Source organism: Desulfobotulus pelophilus (genome assembly GCF_026155325.1).
Taxonomy (GTDB): domain Bacteria; phylum Desulfobacterota; class Desulfobacteria; order Desulfobacterales; family ASO4-4; genus Desulfobotulus; species Desulfobotulus pelophilus.
The window spans coordinates 86,967-106,578 of the sequence record NZ_JAPFPW010000008.1 but is presented as its reverse complement, the minus strand read 5'-3'; the positions used below and the strand labels follow the sequence as shown (position 1 = coordinate 106,578).

The 19,612-nt window shown below is 51.8% G+C and carries 21 protein-coding genes; 9 read left to right on the top strand and 12 right to left on the bottom strand.

The features are described from left to right. Positions 1-24: 24 nt before the first annotated feature. Both gmhB and OOT00_RS16220 read right to left on the bottom strand, forming a co-directional pair. Positions 25-621, bottom strand: coding sequence for a D-glycero-beta-D-manno-heptose 1,7-bisphosphate 7-phosphatase (gene gmhB / locus OOT00_RS08530; RefSeq protein ID WP_265424902.1), 597 nt, complete (start codon positions 619-621; stop codon positions 25-27). Beyond that, complete coding sequence (locus OOT00_RS16220; protein ID WP_303649925.1) at positions 618-1,373, bottom strand: septal ring lytic transglycosylase RlpA family protein; 756 nt, start codon at positions 1,371-1,373, stop codon at positions 618-620. The genes gmhB and OOT00_RS16220 overlap by 4 nt, the downstream gene beginning before the upstream one ends. A gap of 442 nt (positions 1,374-1,815) precedes the next feature. Here OOT00_RS16220 and OOT00_RS08515 point away from each other — a divergent pair, with 442 nt between their 5' ends. Further along, positions 1,816-2,196: a VOC family protein gene (locus OOT00_RS08515; RefSeq protein WP_265424901.1), complete on the top strand. Its 381-nt coding sequence runs from the start codon at positions 1,816-1,818 to the stop codon at positions 2,194-2,196. Positions 2,197-2,272: 76 nt separating this feature from the next. Here the strand turns inward: OOT00_RS08515 and asnS are convergent, their stop codons facing one another. The 6 genes from asnS to OOT00_RS08485 all read right to left on the bottom strand — a co-directional run bounded on the left by asnS (position 2,273) and on the right by OOT00_RS08485 (position 9,213). Next, positions 2,273-3,619 (bottom strand): asparagine--tRNA ligase, encoded by a 1,347-nt coding sequence (gene asnS / locus OOT00_RS08510; RefSeq protein ID WP_265424899.1) that lies wholly within the window; start codon positions 3,617-3,619, stop codon positions 2,273-2,275. An 11-nt stretch (positions 3,620-3,630) separates the two neighbouring features. Further along, on the bottom strand, positions 3,631-4,773 hold the full coding sequence (locus OOT00_RS08505) for a divergent polysaccharide deacetylase family protein (protein WP_265424898.1): 1,143 nt from the start codon (positions 4,771-4,773) through the stop codon (positions 3,631-3,633). A gap of 104 nt (positions 4,774-4,877) precedes the next feature. Further along, entirely contained in the window at positions 4,878-6,194 is a 1,317-nt protein-coding gene (locus OOT00_RS08500) for a S41 family peptidase (protein WP_265424896.1), read from the bottom strand. A gap of 66 nt (positions 6,195-6,260) precedes the next feature. Next, positions 6,261-7,613 carry a peptidoglycan DD-metalloendopeptidase family protein gene (locus OOT00_RS08495; RefSeq protein WP_265424895.1) on the bottom strand — a complete coding sequence of 451 codons (1,353 nt, stop codon included), beginning with the start codon at positions 7,611-7,613 and terminating at the stop codon, positions 6,261-6,263. After that, positions 7,610-8,503 carry a cell division protein FtsX gene (locus tag OOT00_RS08490; RefSeq protein ID WP_265424894.1) on the bottom strand — a complete coding sequence of 298 codons (894 nt, stop codon included), beginning with the start codon at positions 8,501-8,503 and terminating at the stop codon, positions 7,610-7,612. The genes OOT00_RS08495 and OOT00_RS08490 overlap by 4 nt, the downstream gene beginning before the upstream one ends. Continuing rightward, entirely contained in the window at positions 8,503-9,213 is a 711-nt protein-coding gene (locus tag OOT00_RS08485; protein ID WP_265424893.1) for a cell division ATP-binding protein FtsE, read from the bottom strand. Before OOT00_RS08485 ends, OOT00_RS08490 begins: the two co-directional genes overlap by 1 nt. Before the next feature lie 666 nt (positions 9,214-9,879). Between OOT00_RS08485 and pyrE the strand changes: the two genes are divergently transcribed. After that, complete coding sequence (gene pyrE / locus OOT00_RS08480; protein WP_265424891.1) at positions 9,880-10,482, top strand: orotate phosphoribosyltransferase; 603 nt, start codon at positions 9,880-9,882, stop codon at positions 10,480-10,482. 55 nt (positions 10,483-10,537) lie between these two features. Here the strand turns inward: pyrE and OOT00_RS08475 are convergent, their stop codons facing one another. Continuing rightward, a complete protein-coding gene (locus OOT00_RS08475) occupies positions 10,538-11,710 on the bottom strand; it encodes an MFS transporter (protein WP_265424890.1) in 1,173 nt (390 codons plus the stop codon). A 150-nt stretch (positions 11,711-11,860) separates the two neighbouring features. On the opposite strand from OOT00_RS08475, the gene OOT00_RS08470 reads away from it, so the two are divergent. From OOT00_RS08470 to OOT00_RS08440, 7 genes are all read left to right on the top strand, one after another. After that, positions 11,861-12,145, top strand: a complete 285-nt coding sequence (locus OOT00_RS08470; protein ID WP_265424889.1) for a DUF6489 family protein — start codon at positions 11,861-11,863, stop codon at positions 12,143-12,145. A 56-nt stretch (positions 12,146-12,201) separates the two neighbouring features. Continuing rightward, entirely contained in the window at positions 12,202-12,495 is a 294-nt protein-coding gene (locus OOT00_RS08465) for a hypothetical protein (RefSeq protein WP_265424888.1), read from the top strand. A gap of 201 nt (positions 12,496-12,696) precedes the next feature. Further along, positions 12,697-13,086, top strand: coding sequence for a hypothetical protein (locus OOT00_RS08460; protein WP_265424887.1), 390 nt, complete (start codon positions 12,697-12,699; stop codon positions 13,084-13,086). A gap of 580 nt (positions 13,087-13,666) precedes the next feature. Then, positions 13,667-14,395 carry a hypothetical protein gene (locus OOT00_RS08455; protein WP_265424886.1) on the top strand — a complete coding sequence of 243 codons (729 nt, stop codon included), beginning with the start codon at positions 13,667-13,669 and terminating at the stop codon, positions 14,393-14,395. A gap of 28 nt (positions 14,396-14,423) precedes the next feature. Further along, positions 14,424-14,960 carry a DOMON domain-containing protein gene (locus tag OOT00_RS08450; protein WP_265424884.1) on the top strand — a complete coding sequence of 179 codons (537 nt, stop codon included), beginning with the start codon at positions 14,424-14,426 and terminating at the stop codon, positions 14,958-14,960. 283 nt (positions 14,961-15,243) lie between these two features. Continuing rightward, positions 15,244-15,798, top strand: a complete 555-nt coding sequence (locus OOT00_RS08445) for a hypothetical protein (RefSeq protein WP_265424883.1) — start codon at positions 15,244-15,246, stop codon at positions 15,796-15,798. Then, a complete protein-coding gene (locus OOT00_RS08440; RefSeq protein WP_265424882.1) occupies positions 15,743-15,997 on the top strand; it encodes a hypothetical protein in 255 nt (84 codons plus the stop codon). The genes OOT00_RS08445 and OOT00_RS08440 overlap by 56 nt, the downstream gene beginning before the upstream one ends. Positions 15,998-16,081: 84 nt before the next feature. On the opposite strand, the gene OOT00_RS08435 is transcribed toward OOT00_RS08440, so the two are convergent. The 3 genes from OOT00_RS08435 to OOT00_RS08425 form a co-directional block, all read right to left on the bottom strand. Further along, on the bottom strand, positions 16,082-17,902 hold the full coding sequence (locus tag OOT00_RS08435) for a TonB-dependent receptor plug domain-containing protein (protein ID WP_265424881.1): 1,821 nt from the start codon (positions 17,900-17,902) through the stop codon (positions 16,082-16,084). 227 nt (positions 17,903-18,129) lie between these two features. Then, complete coding sequence (locus OOT00_RS08430; RefSeq protein ID WP_265424880.1) at positions 18,130-18,777, bottom strand: sulfite exporter TauE/SafE family protein; 648 nt, start codon at positions 18,775-18,777, stop codon at positions 18,130-18,132. Then, entirely contained in the window at positions 18,774-19,574 is an 801-nt protein-coding gene (locus OOT00_RS08425; RefSeq protein ID WP_265424879.1) for an acyl-CoA dehydratase activase, read from the bottom strand. Before OOT00_RS08425 ends, OOT00_RS08430 begins: the two co-directional genes overlap by 4 nt. Between the last annotated feature and the right edge of the window lie 38 nt (positions 19,575-19,612).

Sequence of the window (19,612 nt, the reverse complement as noted above, 5' to 3'; positions counted from 1 at the left end):
CCTGCTGAGAGGACGGTAACGGCATCATTCCGACGGCAGTCTGCCATCCTTGAGAATCCAGTCCACAGCTCCTGCAAGATTCTCTGCCACATAATCCGGCCCAAGGCCTCTTTCCATGAGTATCGGAAGATCCCTTCTTCCGTTACCCGTCCGCACGAGAATCAGGATACCCACACCGGCAGCCCTGGCCGCCTCCATATCCTTAGCGCTGTCACCAACCATGATACTGGCTGCCAGATCCACCCCATATTCTGTCTCTGCCCTGAAAAAAAGACCCGGCCGGGGTTTCCTGCAGGAACAGTTCTCATCGGGACGGTGGGGACAATAAAAAACAGCCTTCACCCGGCCCCCAAACTCCACCAAACCCTGCCGCAGGTGATCAAAAATAAGGTTCAGCCCTTCTTTCGTCACAAGGCCCCGGTGAATTACGGACTGATTGGTTACCAGCATGATATCCATGCCAGCTAAAGAAAGGCGACCGATGGCCTCCGCACTCCCCGGAATAAACCGGAAAGCCTGCACGCTTCGAATATAATTCGGTGAATCCTCGTTGATGACACCATCCCTGTCCAAAAACACAACCCCTGCGCCTTCTTTTCTCTGATACCCGGCTACCTTCACTCTGCCACCACCATGGCGCCCGGATATCCGCCTTTCCGGAAACGGTCCTCCGCCCTTCGGGCTTCCGCCAGATCCGTGAACCCATGCACCCGCACCCTGAAAAAAACCGCGTCTCCCCTGTCATGGGTCATCACATCAGCCCTGTGACCCTGATTCGTCAGATCCCGGGCAAGGCGGTCCGCATTTTCCTTCTGGCTGAAGGCACCAACCTGAACCGAAAAACGGCCTTTCTTCAAATCCGGTACACCTTTTTTATCCGATGCCAGAGCCCGGACTTCCACGGGTCCCACTCCTTTGACATCAAGGCCAATGGCTTTGGCAGCCGCATTGGAAAGATCAATGATCCGACCCTGCACAAAGGGTCCCCGGTCATTGATACGAACCCGCACCTTCTTCTGATTGTCAAGATTGGTCACTTCAACCAGCGTGCCAAAGGGCAAGGTTTTATGGGCTGCCGTCATGGCATGCATGTTATACCGCTCCCCATTGGCCGTGGTTCGGCCATGAAACTTCGGCCCGTACCAGGAAGCAAGCCCCTTCTCACGGTATCCCGCTGCATCAGGAATGGGATAGTACCACTTTCCGAACACCTTGTAGGGCCGCTGCCCGGCAGGCCGTACAGAAGGTTCAGGGTCCGGGGTTTTTGTCGCACAGGAAGCCAGCAGAAAAACAAATGCCAGCACCACCATGGCATATTGTCGCCACCCTCTTGTGCGGGGAATAACGAACGCTCCTGTGGAAACCTCGGGCATACGTTTTTTCTCCTCTTGCCAAATCATCATGAGTCCTTGCCGCAAATCGGCTAGTGTGCATGGTTTATCATAGTTTACTTTCAAACAGGTATTTTTTGAAAACGAGTTCCGGCCAGATACCGGCAGATCCTGCTATGGCAGCTTTCCGAAAGTGATGCTGTCCGAGTCCCAAGTAACCAGATTTTTTGTCTTATGGAGAAAACATACCGGCTTCCTGAATAACGGAAAGCCCATAGCCTCCCTGCCTGTCCCATTCCATTATGGATAAGAACTGTTGCCATATGAAAAACAGGCTGAATCATTCCTCCCTAAAATCAAAAACACTAAATACAAACACCTAAAAAGACAAGATCTTTGACTTATTTTTCCGGAAATACTACAAGAAAACAGGCTTGCAAAAGAGTCTTTCTATAACCATAACCCGCGACAAAGGAGATATCCCATGGGTGCCTTTACCTGGCTCCACGCTAATCTCACGGTTTTTGACCTCAAAAAAAGCCTTGATTTTTATAAAAAAGCCCTCGATCTTGAAATTGTAAGAAGCTATGAACCGGAAGACGGAAGCTTTCAACTGGTGTATCTGGGCGATGGTAAAAGCCCCTTCCAGCTCGAACTTACATGGCTACGGGACAGAAAGGAACCCTATCATCTCGGAGATAACGAAATCCATCTGGCCCTGGCAACCAGAGACTACGGGGCTGCCCTTGCCAGACACAAAGAAATGGGATGTGTGGTTTTTGAAAATACGGAAATGGGTATTTACTTTATCGCAGACCCTGATGGCTACTGGATAGAAATCCTCCCCGAAAACCACAGCCTCTAAATCCGGTGTCAGGCCCTTTCCCCCATGGAAGGAGGAAGGGCCTGCACCCTTATCCCATAAAAGACTGAGAGCAGAATCAGAAATCTATGTTCCCCGGCGTCCGGGGAAAGGGAATCACATCCCGTATATTGCCTACCCCTGTCACCAGCATGAGAAGTCGCTCAAATCCCATACCAAACCCCGCATGGGGCACCGATCCCCAGCGCCTGGACTCCAGATACCAGCCGTACTTTTCAGCCGAAAGCCCCTGAGCCGTCATTCGTTCATACAGCACATCTTCCCGTTCTTCCCGCTGACTACCCCCCATGAGCTCACCGATGCGGGGAACCAGCAAATCCATGGCAGCAACGGTTTTGCCATCATCATTTAAGCGCATATAAAAAGGCTTGATTTCCTTTGGATAATCATAAAGAATAACTGGTTTCCTAAAAAGACTTTCTGCCAGAAAACGCTCATGCTCGGATTGAAGATCCTTCCCCCAGGCCACGGGAAACTCAAAGGTCTTTCCGCTGTGAAGCAGCATGTCAACGGCTTCGGTATAGGAAACACGGGCAAAACGTTCCTTCTGTATGCATTCCAGCACACCAGCAAGATCCTTATCCACAAAACGCGTAAACAATTCGAGATCTTCCCGGCCGTTCTCCCGAAGCCATACCACCAGAAACTTCAGGTATTCTTCGGCAAGATCCATGGCATCTCCAAGATCTGCAAAGGCCATTTCCGGCTCCACCATCCAGAACTCCGCAGCATGGCGGGAAGTATGGGAGTTCTCAGCCCGAAAAGTTGGACCAAAGGTGTATACTCTGCCCAAAGCCAGGGCAAACATCTCTGCGGAAAGCTGGCCGGAGACGGAGAGATGGGCCGGTCTGCCGAAAAACTCCTGCCCCTTTTCCTCCGTAACCACGGAAAACAGTTCACCCGCACCTTCACAGTCAGACCCCGTAAGAATGGGAGCATGAAGAAAGTGGAAACCTTTTTCTCTATAATAATGGTGGGTAGCAAAGGCCAGCTCCGAACGGATACGGAACATGGCTCCATATTTATTGGTTCGTGGTCTTATGTGGGCAATGGAGCGCAAAAATTCATCGCTGTGACGCTTTTTTTGCAGGGGGTAGGATTCCGGAGCCTTCTGAAAAACATGAATTTCCCGGGCTTTCAGTTCAAAAGCCTGACCGCTGGCCGGAGAAGGAATGAGATCTCCGGTCACCGCCAGGCCGCTACCCGTTGTGATGCGGGCAACATCCCCATGAAAGGGAAGGCCTGCATCCACCACCACCTGCAGGCTGGCAAGGCAGGATCCGTCATTGATTTCGAGGAAGGAAACGTCCCTCCCCGTTCTGCGGGTGCGAACCCAACCCATGACACAGATATCCGGCAGGCTGGTTTCAGAAGAAAGAACTTGACGTATGGGTGTGTGTTTCATCTCTTCATCCTTTATTCCACAAGCGAGACCATATCCGAGGCATAGACAAAGGAATATTTTTCCCTTGCTTCCGGAAGCCTTTTCCGCAGTCCTTCCAGAGTTACCCTGTGGGGATGGCCTATACCCAGGGCACTACCGTGTTTATCCGCAATTCTGAAAAGACGGCTCAGTTCCCTGTCCACCGCATCTTTATGCTGTATATGATCCAGAAAGACATCCCTTTCCGCAAAGGGTAGCTGAAAAAGCCTGGCCGCAGAACGGCAACGGCTCTTGGCGGCTGTCCGACTGTCAATAAAAAAAAGATCCTTTTTTTTCAAGATGGTAAAAATCTGATTGATGTGGGACTCAGACTGGGTCAGACCGGATCCCATATGGTTGTTAACCCCCCGGATATGGGGAATGGCCGCCAGGTTCACGTCAAGAATACCCAGAAGCTCATCGGGCTCCATGGCCAAAAGCAGTCCGCCCGGACCGGGATTGATACGTGGATACTCCACAGGTTCCATGGGAAGATGCAGCATCACCTCATGGCCTTTTTCATGCACCCTGTTGGCAATGCGCACCCCGTAAGGACTGTGGGGCAAAACGGAAAAGGTCAGAGGGATATCGAGAGCCATCAACTCTTCGGCAATGGCCCGGTCATAACCGATATCATCGATGATAATGGCGATCACCGGTTTTTCCGGCAACTTTTCCCGCGGAATCTCAGGCCTCTTTCTTTCGGCCTCCTTTCCTGGAAACACTTCGTATTTAGGTATCGTATGTTCTTTCTGAGGAAGCGGCTGCACAGGCAGGGCAGGGGGAAGGGCTTGCGGTTCTGATGCCCTGGCCTTCACCTCCGCCCGTGTCGGAGCAACCGGTTTACTGACAGAAGGTTCTTTATGGGTACGAACCGCTGCGGAAGAAGGGACACTCTTTTTCTCCGTTACCCGCAATATCGTGCCGGAAGGCTGAAAATACAGGTGGGCTGCCACACCGATACCCAGCACCAGAACCAGAAGAATCAAAAGGGCCATGGGGCCCTGATTCACCTCTTTTCTGGGAGCAGCCGTCTTTTTTTTGCCCCCTGAAGGGCTGGATTTCCCGCTTTTTTTACCGCTGCCCGAAGAACGGGGCTTTTTTGCCGCCGGTTTTGTCTCTTTTTTCTTTGTCATTGAAAACAACCATTTTCCCTGAAATGTCTGATCTGCCAGGCCGAAAGAAAAACCGCCGCATCAGGATGCGGCGGAGTTCCGGAAATCAGGAAAACAGACCTGACCTACTTTTTACCAAAAATACCGTAGCCCACCAGAATATCCAGGGCTCGCATCACCTGCTGATCCTTCATCAGTTTTTCATAATTCAATCCGGAAGAGACAAGGGGGGCCGGCTCTTCTTTTTTTGCCTCTTCTGTTTTCTTTCGTTCAATATGATTACGCAAATCCCGCTCATGGAGCATGCGCTCATCATCTTTTGTATCCTCTGCCAGCATACCATGGGGTACCCGGATATCGGGAATGATTCCCTCCGCCTGAATGGATCGACCGGAAGGTGTGTAGTAACGGGCAATGGTATACTTTAAGGCGTACCCATCTTTAAGAGGACGCACGGTCTGCACGGAACCTTTACCAAAGGATGTTGTTCCCAGGATCACAGCCCTCTTATGATCCTGCAGGGCTCCGGCAACAATTTCAGCAGCACTGGCACTACCCGCATTGATCAAGGCAACGATGGGATAATCCGGTTCCGTTCCCCGCTTTCTTGCCCTGAAAACCTGAGGATTGGTATGGCTTCTGCCCTGAATGGAAACAATATCTCCGCTTTCAAGGAAAAAATCGGCAACGGATACGGCCTGATCCAGCAATCCTCCCGGATTGGCCCTAAGATCCAGAACCAGTCCCTTGAGATTTTCTCCCTGCCTTACTTCAGCAATGGCTTTTTTCAAATCTTCGGTGGTACTCTCCCTGAAGTTCGTTACCCAAACATAGGCATAACCAGGCCGCAATACCGCATACCGCACACTTTCGATGGGAATCAGGTCTCTTATAAGGGTAAACTCAAGGGGTTCAGGTACTCCTTTGCGGAAAACCGTAATCTCCACAGCCTCCCCCTTGGGTCCACGCATGCGCTTCACCGCCTCCCAGAGCATCATGTCTTTTGTGGATTCGCCATCCACCTCTGCAATCACATCTTCCGCCTCTATGCCCGCTTTGAAGGCAGGGGTCCCCTCTATGGGAGAGATGACCGTCAGCAGACCATCCTTGGTCGTAATGACAATACCGATACCGCCGAACTCTCCCTTGGTATCCATCTGCAACTCTTCAAAAGCTTCCGGAGGCAAAAAGGCGGAATGGGGATCCAGGCTGCCAACCATACCCTGAATAGCCTTCTGGATCAGATCTTCTGTTTTTACCTCATCCACATAATTGGCTTCAATTTCCTCAATCACATCGCTGAAAACCTTGAGGCCTTTATATGTTTCCGCACTTCCCTTTGCGGCAACATTCTTATGGAAACCGGCAGTACCCACAAGAACAAGGGCGACAATACCGATTGCCACCATACAACAACGCTTTCCTGACATTTTTAAAGGCATGAAGACTCCCTGGTTGCTTCCTGGCCTGAGGCCAGATCGTGGTCATTTCAAGGAATAGAAGGCAGGCTAACCGCTTTTCACCCAAAGCATGGGATCCACCGGCTTTCCCTGTTGACGGATTTCAAAATGCAGCATGGATCCGGACAGGGAGCCCGCATCCCCAACCGTTGCAATCACCTCATTGCGCTCCACACCATCCCCTGTTTTCTTGAACAATTCTTCGGCATGGGCATATACGGAATAGTAATGGTCACCGTGGTCAATGATCAGCATATTCCCGTAGCCGCTAAACCAGTCCGCGTAGATAACCGTGCCTGAAAAAAGAGCCCGGATCGGCTCTCCCCGGTCTGCCCGTATTCCGATACCACTCTGAAAGGTCTGTACATTGAGTTCCGGATTTCTTTTATACCCGAAACGGGAAATGATTGTACCGTTCACCGGCATATCAAGCAAGCCTTTGAATTTGATAAAGGGTCCGGAAGGCTGGGAAGGAGCGACTCTTCTTCTGGCCAGCTTTTCTACGGTCTGGTCCAGCTTTACCTTCACTTCCTCCAGGGCAGCCACAGCAGCAAGACCATGTTTCTGCTTGCTTCGGATGTCTGCCAAAAGGCTCTCCCTCTTCTGTTTTTCCGCCCTCTGGATCCTCTGCTGGTCAGCAGCCCTCTGCGCCGCATCCGCTATGCGCTGCTCCTCATTTTTCAGACGCGTGGCCAACAGGGTCAGCTCCTCTATGCGGCGGGCCTGTTCCGCAAGAATACGGTCATCAAGCTGAAGCACTTTCTCCAGCGCCTTTTTGTGCACAGAAAACCCATAAATCGTGTCCGTTGAGGTCAGAAGTGCCATGCGGCCTGTTCCCTCAAGCTTATACAGGGCGGTGAGACGCCTGCCTACCATATCTTTTTTTTCCAGGTTTTCCCGTTCAAGACGGGCCATGGCTTCCCTTGTTGCTTTCCGCTGCTCCAGGAGACCGTCCTGCTCCCTGCGGATAGCCTGCAGACGGGCATTCACCTCGTTCAATGTACGGTCAATGGCATTGAGACCGGCAATGACATCCGTCTCCCTTTCCCTGTAACGGCTCAAGAGACTCTGCTGTTCCCTTATTCTGGAGGCCACGGCCTCTCTCTCCTGCCGTGCACTTTCCATTTCCCGGTCTTCTCTCGCCGCTATCCGCTGGATGTAAATGGCACGGTCCCTGAGATACCCCTCCCGGGTACCGACAGCCACCCGAACCCATCCATCTTTTTCCTCCAGTACCGGCACCTGCTCTCCCCGGGAAAGAACCATGATAACAGGTGCATTGCGATCCGGTGCACGGCGCAGGTTAAGACGGTCCACCTCCACGCGCACCATCTGCCGGGCTTCTGCCTCCCCTGACCCCATCAACAGACACAGTATGAAAAAACAGACCCAGGCTCTCATTCACTGACTTCCTGACGAAAGGAAAGATAAGCGCCCATCCATCCCACCAGGGAGGAAACTCCAACCATGGCAGCGGCTGTCTGCAATGAAAGAAAGGAAAAATCAAAGGTAAGGGCCGAAAAAGTGGCATCCATGCGGAAGGTGAGGGTAACATAGCTGAGAAAGAGTGCCAGCATCCCCCCAAGCCCCCCGAAAAACCCCAGAAGCAGCCCCTGAATATAGAAGGGGGCTTTGATGAAGCTTTCTTCCGCCCCCACAAGACGCATGATCTCCACTTCCTCCTTGCGGGAATAAAACGCCAGCCGGATGGTATTGGCCACAATAAAAACGGAAATCAGAAAAAAGAGTCCGCCCATACCGAGAGCTGCCAGTCGAAGCATGCCGATAATCTGAAGAAAACGGCCTACCCATTGCCCTCCGTACTCCACCTCTTCAACTCCCTCCATTTTTTCCACAAAAAGGGCCACGGTTTCCACAAGCTCCCAGCTGCTGCCATCGGCACGCACCCTGAGTTCAAAAGCATCCGGCAGGGGATTTTCGGGAAGATTCTGAAACACAGCCGCATGCCGCTGCATGCGGGAACGCAGGGCCTGCAGAGCTTCCTCCCTGGGTATAAACCTGATTTCAGAAATCAGTTCATTTTCCCTGAGTCTGTTATGAATGCGCAGACGGTCCTGCTCTGTATGCCCTCCATCCAGATAAACCATCACACGCACACCAGCTTTCCATGAGTGGATCACATCGGCTGCATTGGAAGCAAAAAGCGTGAAGGTCCCGGATAAGATGACGGACAAAACAATGGTAACCCATGTAATTCCATGAAGAAAACGATGGCTTCGAATATCTTTGACTGCATGGCGGACGTGCCGTGTCCACAGATCTTTTTGCATCAGCATTCCTCCGCTTTTTCCCCGGAGAAATCCTCCGGAACCCCGACAGCCCCCCCCTCAAGCCGTATTTCCCGACCTTTCAGCCGGGAAATCATGCGGCGGTTATGGGTAGCAATCACAAGGGTTGCGCCTTTTCCATGAAAGGTTTCCAAAAGTTGCATGACCTGCTCCGCGGACTGAGGGTCCAGACTGGCTGTCGGTTCATCCGCAAGGATCAGCCGGGGAGAGCCCACAACCGCACGGGAAACAGCCACCCGCTGCTGCTCTCCGCCGGAAAGGGACGGGGGAAAAACCCTTGCCTTTTCCTCTATGCCTGCCGTCCTGAGCACACTCATGACCTTTTTCTCTATCATTTTCGGCTTTTCACCGGCAGCTTCCAGCACAAGGGCCACATTGTCAAAAACGGAACGACCTGCAATCAGCTTGAAGTCCTGGAAAATGACACCGATGCGCCTCCTCAGTTCGGGCAGCTGTCTTGCTCCGATGCGGGAGAGGTTCAACCCGTCCACAAGGATCTGCCCCTGACTGGCCAGCTCTGCCTTGTAAAGCAACTTCAGGAGTGTGGACTTTCCCGCACCACTTGGTCCAGTAATAAAAACAATGTCCCCTGCAGCAATCTCAAGAGAGACACCTTTCAGAGCGGAGGTTTTTCCGTACGCTTTGTACACATCAAACATGCGGACAATCAGGTTTTTAGAAAAATCTGCCATGGAGGGGCGCATCCCTTTCACCATCCTGCATCCGGCAAACGGCTACAGGAAAATTGTTATCCTTCATTTTCTGCCCGTTCACCGCAGAAAAAACGGCAAAAAAACATCTTTCCATTCCGCTCTTACATGAGATGCCGGTGACACGGAGAGCCTGACGGAAAAGGTGCACCGGGTGCGGATACAAACCGTACAAGGGCTTCTGCCCCCTGATCTCACGCCAGAATCTGCTATCTGGCCTTCCATGAAACGGAGTCAAAGCAAGTGCAGAACCACCTGCCATTCTATCCGCTTATTCTCTAGAAATTTTTATCATATTTTCTTTTTCTGTACCACAAAACACATTTTTTTATTTGACTTTCCAGCCCGTTAAAGGCTTTCAATCCGGTCTTTTTCATGGACGGAATCCCTCTTCCCTTCGTTGACCCTGATCAGGGCTTCATGGTATGAATTCTTCTGCGGGAAGTGCCGCCCAACGGTTTTTTTCGCTGAAGACCTCTGCCGGATCCCCAACCCCAAGGCTTCTTTCAGTCCGGCAGAAGTCTTGCAATCCCTTTCCGGCCTGTGCTGCGTAAATGCGGAAACCCTATGGTCACGACCCGTCAGATACGGATCCTGACACAGCCCGCACCACAGGGGCTTTCATCCACCATCAGAATGGATTGAACGATGAATGTACAGACTTTACTGAACAGACCCGACGCCATGAAAAAAGCCCTCATGGATCTTTTATGTAAAAAATCCGTTCAGGTGGCACCTACGCCTGTCTTCACCCTGGCTTCAGGAAAGAAAAGCGACTTTTATATCAATTGCAAACCTGCGGCACTGGACCCCCACGGCATGTATCTCATCGGGCACCTGATCATGGAAGAACTCAAGGGCATGACAGCCCGTGGCATAGGCGGGCTGACCTTTGGTGCGGATCCTGTGGCCATGGCCGCCGCTTTTGCATCCGGCCTGCTGGGCAGACCCATTCAGGCCTTTTCCATACGAAAGGAACAAAAAGATCACGGCCTTATCCGATGGGTGGAGGGAGACGTTCACCCCGGAGACAGGGTGGTCATCATTGATGATGTGGCCACCACCGGCGGATCCACTGTCAAGGCCATTGAGCGGGCACGGGAAACGGGCCTTGACGTATGCAGGGTCATTGTTCTCGTTGACCGGGAAGAAGGGGGGCTTGATCATATCCGTTCCCATGTACCGCATGCCTCTGCCATTCTGTGCCGTTCCGAACTCATGGAACACTTTTCCAGCCTCCATGCGTCCTGAATAACCGTGGGCAACAGACAATGCAGCCACGGCCTGTACTGTCTGCTGCTGCCGGTCAAGCCCGGCTTCGGATGGGCTGATCCGAAGCCTTCAGAGCTGCCGCAAAGGCTCCTCCGGCCAGCGCCATCCCGGCACTCACCAGAAACATGCCGGATCCCATAGCTGCAAAACCCCATCCGCCTACCATATACCCTGCCATCAGTCCCAGTCCGTAGGAACTTGCATTCAGCACGGTCTGTCCCATGGTTTTCGCACCGGAAGTCACAAGTTGATCCATATACAATATGGTTGTCATATGAAAAACGCCATAGGTAACGGCATGTAAAAGCTGACTGAACAGGATGACGGAAGCACTCAGGGAAAAAGCCAGCAGTGTCCAGCGGAGAACAGCAACGGCAAAAGAAAAAAGAATCAGACTTTTTAAAGGAAAAAAGGAGAAAAGCCGCCTTGATGCCAGCATGACACCAATTTCAGCAAAGGATGCGAGGGCCCAGGCAAACCCCGTAAAAGATCCGGAAAAGCCTGCGTCGGCAAGATGAATGGAAAAAAAACCGTAATAGGCTCCATGGCTCATGAGCATGAGAAAACAGACCCATAAAAACAGGCTTCCGTTTCCAGAAAAAAACGGCTGCAGGTCCTTCCGGCTTATGCGAACCCCCCTGTTCTGTGATACGGGCATACCAAAGGCAACCATGGCTCCGGCCATACTTCCCAAGCCTATGAGCCAAAGCACCATCCCCGAAGACCATATATCCAGCAGCATGCCGCCGCTCCACACCGCCAGAATGAAACCCACAGATCCCCATGCCCGGATTTTTCCGTAGCCCGTTTTATTCCCACCAAGAAAATGGACGGTAAAGGATTCCGTAAAGCCAATGACAGGGGAATGGAAAAAGCCATACGCTCCCATGATAAGCACCATGGGAACAAAGGAGTCTGTGAAAAAAAAAGCGCACCAGATCAGGGTGGCCGTGCAGTGACACAACAAAAAAACGCTTCGCTGCAGGCGGAAGCGGTCCGCCAGCAGCGCCCAGCCCAAGGGAAAAAAAACCGTCGTAAATGTTTTTACAGCCGAAATGATTCCCACTTCCTTTTCGGAAAACCCTATGTGATGACAATAAAGGGGGAAAAAGGGGAAATAGATACCAAGGACCAGAAAATAAAAAAAATAATTCCCGGAAAATGGCCATGTTTTTTTTTCCGTTGTTTTGAAAAAACGGGGCTGCATACCTCAAAGTCCCATGCTATATTCTTTGATGACAATCAGAGAATCGCTCCTTGCCACAGTTGGCTGCACCCGATGCGGCTGTATAACAGACTCCGCAACAGCAGAGATCCTCTGTTCCCCCTTCACCGGCATAGAGAAAGAGGAACATATATGAAAATCAATATTACCATTGAAGCAAGCCCGGAAGAAATACGCGAAGCCATGGGACTGCCGGATGTGAGAAGTTTTCATGAAGAAATCATGACAGATCTGCAAAAAAGAGTCAAAGCGGCGCAAGATCCCAAGGAACTCATGAAAATTGTATTTCCCGGCGGAGATATGGGAAAAAAACTATGGGAACAGACCATGAAAAACATGAGCCTCATCCGCCCGGAATTTACCGTAAAAGCAGACAACAAAACCGAAGCATCCCCGGAACAGGAGGAACGTTCATGAATATACCGTGGGCTTACATCCGCAAAGGCTGAAAAACCTGCCAGAAAGCCCTCGACGTGATCGGGGCCAGCGGTTTTTCCCTTCCGCATATGGAAGATGCCCGTAAAACCAAAATAAACGGTGCCGGGCTGGAGGCCATGATCCAGAATCTTTGCTGTATAGCCGTGGCCTCCGGCAAACAATACGAGGTATTTGAAACAACAGATGCAGAAAAAGATAATTTCTTACAAAAAATCCTTGGTCCGAGCGGCACTCTCAGGGCTCCGGCCCTGATCTTCCGCAAGAGGCTGATCGTCGGTTTTAACGAAGAAATGTATGAGCGGTTCATTTTTTCTCCGGAAGCATCCTGAAATACCGCCATCATTCATATTTTCCTCAGGATGCTGAAATTTCCTTGATCCCTTCCCTTATTGCGTTTAATATAATAAACAACATTCACACCACAGACCCTCAACATCCCTTTCCGGGACTCCAGTCCAGCACTGAATCAGACTCTTGCCCGGTATTCTTTCCGGTACCCAGAACAGACCCTTCACCAGAGAGAGGTTCCCATGACAACAACGACCACAGGCACCCCCCTTGAAAAACGATTCCGTTATGATGCAGACAAAAACCGCTTCTACGTAAATTTTGAAAACTACAGTATCAAAGAAATCCGTGATGTTCACCGGATTGAATTCCTTGTTGCCGAACACCTCTCCCACTTGGGAAAACGGGTCGATGCCATAATCAACTATGAAAACTTTACCATCAAGCCCGAGCTGATGGGTAGTTATGCCAATATGGTCAACCGCCTTATGGAGCATTTCTATGCCGGCGTCACCCGCTATACCACCAGCCTCTCCCTCAGGGAGGATCTGGGAAAAAGCCTGCAGCAGCAACAGGTTAAACCGAACTTCTACAGCTCTAATGAAGATGCAGAACGGGCTCTGAAACCCTGACGATAAACTTGCCGGCTGGATAAACTCCCTGCAAAAAACAACCATCCAGCCTCTTTCTACCCTTTTTCTGGTTACACTTTTTTCCCTTAAAACGGCTGCTCCCCACGGGCAGACCGTTTTTTTATGGAACCTGCCACCGCCAAGTTTCATGGTCACCCATCCCTGCCGACAAACGGCTTCCAGATCACTTATTCTCTTTAAAAAACCGGCAGCCATGGGAAAAGGCAAAGGGGCTCACAGAGTCAGGCGGACATCGCCTGTTGCAAAGAGAGGTCTTTTGTCTGCACAAAACGAAATGCCCAGGGGGTTGGCCAGAAAATTATTTGACATTGACCCTTTACAAAATCGCCGGTTTCCGAGAAATATGGTAGTTTAAAAAATAAAATTGGGAAAAAGGGCCTTTTGGCAAGACCCTGATCGTACAGAATCCAGAAAAAAGACATAACGAACGGGCTGAGAGCCCAGTGGTCATAAGCTTCAGCAGGGCAGGGCTGCCAGAGTTACCGGATGCACATTTTGACACCATACAAAAACAATTTGTGCCACATTGCTACCTATGTTTTATGAAGGGCGTAAAAAAATGAGAGAGCTGATTCCTCAAAAATACCGTATCTTTTTATTTTTTCTTCTTATCGCCATCCTTGTCGGCTCCTTTCTGCTTATTTTTCTCAATCAGTCCAACATCAGCATCCCCAGAAAAGCCAAGCAGATACCATCTGAAAGCTTTACCTTTTTCGAGGTTGGTGAAAACACCATTCTTACCAAAGAAAAAGTTCGCACCTTGAAAAAAGCTCTGGGACAGCACAGACTGGAAAACCTCACCCCCGTTTATCTGGATTTTGTTCGAAGAGGCTGGCTTGCCACCCATTTTCCGGAAACACAGCCACTCCATGACTTCTTTGAAAAAAATCGTCTGAGAGATCCCATTGCTTCCAATACCCTGAAGCTCACCTACCGATACGCGCATCAGAAAAATGTTCCGTTTCAAAATATCCATTTTGTTTTTTCGGCCTACACCAATCAGCCCATGTCCCTTTTTCTGCGGCTTCCCGGCAGGGGAGAAGCCATTGTCAGCGACCTGAAAACACGGTACGGCGAACCCCGCATACTGGACAACGCCTCCGTCCATGGACCCGGCCCTACGCTGGTCTGGAAACACAAGAACGATCTCCTCGTTGTAACGATTCTGTGGGATCGCTATGGAAAACCGGAAACCCATATATTCATTGCCTACCTCGACAACATGAAGGATTTTCAGAAAACCATCATGAAATTCTATCCGGAGCCGGGTATACGCACAGGCTTCTGAACCCAAATATCCATGAAAAGAAACCATCATGCCATACGGACTGGATATTCTAAATGACTGGCAGGGAAGGAACATTCCGGAAAAAGAAAGGGGACAAATCCAGTTTTCCATAGATTCGCACGGTCTTTCCATCTGGACGGATGCTCCTTATTTCGCAGATCCGGCCCCGGCCACCCCACCGGGCAGCACGGACAGGCTCTGGGAGTATGAAGTGGTGGAACTTTTTTTCGTTTCCGACAACGGCCGCTACATGGAAATTGAAATGGGGCCGCATGGCCATTACCTCGTTCTGTTGCTGAAAGGCATACGCTGCCTGGAAAAAGCCCACATCCCCATGGAGTTTCAATCCGTAGTAAAGGATAAACGATGGCAGGGGAAAGCCCGAATCCTCCTCCGCTACCTGCCGCTGCCCCTGATGGGGGCCAATGCCTTTGCCATCCACGGACCGGCAGAACAGCGCCGTTACCTTTGCGCCTTTCCCACGGGAGGCGATCAACCGGACTTCCACCAACCCGCTTTTTTCCCACCACTCTCTTCCCTTGTGCTGCCCCCTCCCGGTCCCTAAACAATACATCCGCACGGCTGGCAGCTCTCCCCTCCGTGCGGCATGCCCCACATCCCGCCTTTCGACAAAAAACAGGATAGGAAATTCAGAGGTCCTTTCTTTATCTCCGGCTTTTTTCAGCCGGTTCCTGATCTGCGTCAAGGACAGGCTGAACCGAACCCTTCATCATGTTCTGCCAGCAGAGCTCTCTTCAGCATACGCATCTATCTGGCTGCCTGACCGGCGGAAGGAGACAGAAATGAGACAGCATAAAGACACCACACCTACCTGAGACAGGGATGCCATGGAAAACCTTGAAAAAACACCGGTACGAAAAAAAAGAAAGGGCTACACGGAGGTCGCGGCAGCCCAAAATGACAGAATTTCCATGAGAATAGGGGATCTCCATCTCACTCAAAAAGCTTTTACAACAAGTCAGGAAACAATGATAAGGGGTTACAAAGTGGAAACCTGCCTTGCTTCCGGCGGATGTCCCCGCCGGACCGGAGAAACGGAAACACTGGCCGCCAGATTAGACTTCTGCCTTGCCCAACGGGATATCCTGTCCTTTCTTACAAAACGTATCCGGGGATCTTTGCGCACTCATCACGAGTTCCGGGTTGCCATAGCCGGCTGTCCCAATGGCTGCACCCAGCCCCAGATCCGGGATATGGGTATCCTTGCCCTCTGTCGGCCTCGTGTGGCGGATATGGACTGCTCCCGCTGCGGCCATTGCATCCACGCCTGCCCGGACAAGGCCCTGAGCCTTAATACAGACGGCATCCATATCCTGAAAGCGCTGTATGCACGGCGGTATCTGCATCACAACCTGCAGGGATGGAGGGCTTCTGACTGCTGAAAAAGGCTTCCGGGTACTTCTTGGAGGACGTCTCGGCCGCCATCCCCGCCTGGGCTTGCCACTTCCGGGTCTGTACAGTGCCGAGGATCTGGAAAAAATTCTTTTTCATGTCATGGACTTCTGGATGTCCAGACCCGACCCCATGGAACGTTTTTCCAGAATGCTGCAACCAGAAAATATCCACGTTTTTCTGCCCTGAAAATAAAACAGAGCCTGTGAAAAACGCCACAGACTCTGTCCCATGGATCTCTGCAGCCCCGTATGTTGAAGCAATGGCATCTGTTCAGAATCTGAAATTCATGCCCATCATCCACTCCGTGCCGTCTATGTCCAGCTCATCACTCACGTCTTTTTCATTGGTCATATTTTCAAGACGGGTAAAAAGCTCCAGATTCGGCGTAAGATTCCAGGTAAGGGCCAGATCCATCTGTGTATAGTCGCTGCGGGTTTTCCGGATACCATTTTCCTCGTAATCCCGTTCCCCTGTCCAGATTGTGGAGAGACGGAACCGAAGATCCGGATGCATCAGGTGATAATCCAGATCCAGGCTGGCCTTATGCTCCGGCCGGTCCGTAAGGCTTTTTCCCGTCTCCTTATTTTCCGTGTCCGTCCATGTATAACCAAGGGTGGCACTAAAGGCCCGGACAGGACGCCATGTCAGGGTGGTTTCCACTCCCTGGGTGACCGCTTCGCTGACATTGCGGTAGGTCATGGTCCGTGCCTGGGTATTCCTTACGGTTTCAATAAGGTCATCAATTTCATTACGAAAAATACCTGCCCGCACCAAAAGACTTTCATGGACCTGATAGTCCATCCCTGCCTGATAAGAAAGGGATTTTTCCGGTTTCAGATCCGGATTGGCCAGCATGGTCCAGGGCCCCATCCGCCACCCATCGGCATAGAGTTTCAAAAGGGTAGGCGCCATAAATGCCGTACCCGCCGAAGCTCTGAAACGAAGCTTTTCACTTGCTCTGAACAGAACTCCGGCCCTGGGATGCACTTCCGTACCCCACTCGTCATGGTGATCCATGCGCCCGCCAATGGTTATGGAAATGCGTCCGAAATCCATTTCATCCTGCAGATAAACGCCGTGGGTATCCTGAGAATCAGTAAGAAGATTCTTCTGTTTATCATCCACAGACTCGCCGAGATAGGCATACCCGCCACTCAGGTGATGCCTCCCTACCATCCGAGAGTACCCGCCCTCGAATTCATAAAGGGTTGTCACAGAATCAAAACTCTGATCCTTTTTTTTATGGTCATGGGCAAAATAGCTCCCCCGGACACTGATGCGGGAAAGGGCATCCGGACGGACATCCGCGCTGGCGTTGAGCCTCGTACGCTCCTGCACACGGTCGGCTTCACCCGTCACCATATTGGTCTGGCGGGAAAAAGAAGGCTGCAGGCGTACAGTGGTATTGTCCATAGGCTGATAGTGAATACTGGCGGTAATACTTTCATTACTCACCGTATCTTCATCCTTGTCCACACCCGTTGTACGCGTACGGCTGTAATCAAGCCGTGTTCCCATGCGCTCTCCACCTGCTTCTACTCCTGCTGTGGCAAGGGAGCGATTCCGGCTGCCCGCCGCAAGGCCCGTCCGGAACTGTACTCCACTGGCGGCATTTTTGGTGATGATATGAATGACACCGGCCATGGCGTCGGAGCCATAAAGAGCGGAACCGGGGCCTTTGACGATTTCGATGCGCTCAATGTTTTCCACGGGAATGGAAGAAATATCCACACTGCCGTGCCCACCGGTGAAGCGCTGACCATCCACCAGAATGAGGGTCTGATCCGGGTTCATCCCCATGAGCTGCACATTGCCGCCATTGCCCCATGAACCCGTACTCTGAGTAATCTGAACTCCGGGGATATCCCGCAGCAAGCCCTGAACTGTCTGAATCTGACGGGCCTGAATATCCGCCGCCGTAATCACATAAACCTGACTGATGGCATCTTCCACCCGCTGCTCACTTCGGCTGGCACTGACCACAAGCTGCTCCAGTTCGCTCTCCATGCCCGTACCGGCAAAAACCGGCAGAGCAAAACAGCCCGCTGTCAGGACAAGAAAAAGTTGCTTCCGGATACTTCGATCCTGCATGATTCCGCCTCCTCATTTTTTAGATGATACGAATGATATATCTTCTTCAGCCTTGCTTCACCCGGGCAGTCCCCCCAGGGTAAATAGAGGCTTAAAGTTTTAGGCAAGGGCAAAAAAATGTCCACGGTTTTCCTTCTCCGATCGAAAGCAGCGCCCCCTTCGGCATTCATCCCTCACTATGGCCGATATGCATACACTCCATGCCACCATTCTGCAGACACCGTCCATCAGACCATCATGAAGCCCAGCCACAGAGTTTTCATGCCCAACAGCATAACGGCAACTCCCGCAGCCCTGGAAAAACCCCGGATCTGTTCCGGTATTCTGGCGGCAATGCCCGCCCCCATCCAGCCCATGGCCACACAGGCCAGAATCAGGGGAGAGAGGGTGGTTCCCAGGGTAAAAACAAAGGCAACACCAGCTCCCCTGACAGGCGACCCCGTTGCCGCCGCTGCCGCCATCATGGCGGCATAGGGTAGGCAGGGTACCAGTGGGCTGGCCAGGCCCAGCATCAAGGGAGGCGTTCTGTTTCTTCCACGACTTCTGCATCCGCCACATCGGGGGCGCAGAACAAGAAAAATACCAGCGGCCACCGTAAGAACCCCGGAAGCCAGTGTCATGGAGGGAGTCTTCAGCCAGGCCATGGCTGCCTGCCCCATTCCTCCGAACAGAGCTCCCAGCAGAGCAGCGGTAAGGAGCCTGCCGCCACTGAAGCTCAACAGCGCTGCCAGCCCATCTCCACGGCTGCGGCTGTTACCCAGAATACAGGTTCCCACAAGGGGCAGACAGGAAGTGCTGCAAATCCCCAGACCAAAGGCCAGCCCAGCCAGAAAAAGGGCTGGAAACTCAAGGGGAAGCAAGGGCAATCCACTCATGCTGCCGCCGCCATATGGGCATCCCTTGCCAGAAGAGCCGCACCGATGGCCGTTGTGATCTGCGGCCATGCGGGAACATGGATATCCACGGCAAGCTCATCTTCTATGGCTTTCACAAGACCTTTATTCAGGGCAGGCCCCCCGTCAAAAGCCACGGGTTCCGTGATGCCAACCCTTCTGGCCATACGAACCAGCCTCCTTGCAATGGCATAATGGGCTCCTGCGGCGATCTCCGAAGGCGCTTTTTTACGGGCAATGAGGGATATGATTTCCGATTCCGCAAACACCGCACAGGTGGCATTGATTTTCAGGGGAATCTCCGCCTCCAGTGAAAGGGGGCCAAGGTCTGCCATATTCATTTCCAGAATACGGGCCACGGTTTCCAGAAAACGGCCCGTTCCGGCGGCACACTTGTCATTCATGGCAAAGTTTTCCGTAACACCAAAGCTGTCCACAGCAATTACCTTGCTGTCCTGCCCACCGATGTTAAGAATGGTGCGTACCGGGCCATCCAGTCCGGAGCAGCTCCATGAGGTTCCCCGGACATTGGCGGTAATCTCACTGATCACTTCATCGGCAAAGGGAATAAGCCTGCGTCCATAGCCTGTAGCAACGGTTTTCCGGATGTCTTCCCGCTTCCGGCCCGTTTCGTGAAGAAGATCCTGCAGAGCCCTTTCCACCGTATCCCCGCAGTGTACGCCCGTGGGCTGCACCCGGCTTCCCATAAGACCTTCCTCATCCATCAGAACAATTTTCGTGGTGGTGGAACCGATGTCGATACCCAGATAAAGGTCCATTGGCCTCTCCTTTCGCAATGAGTTTGCATTGCACAGTC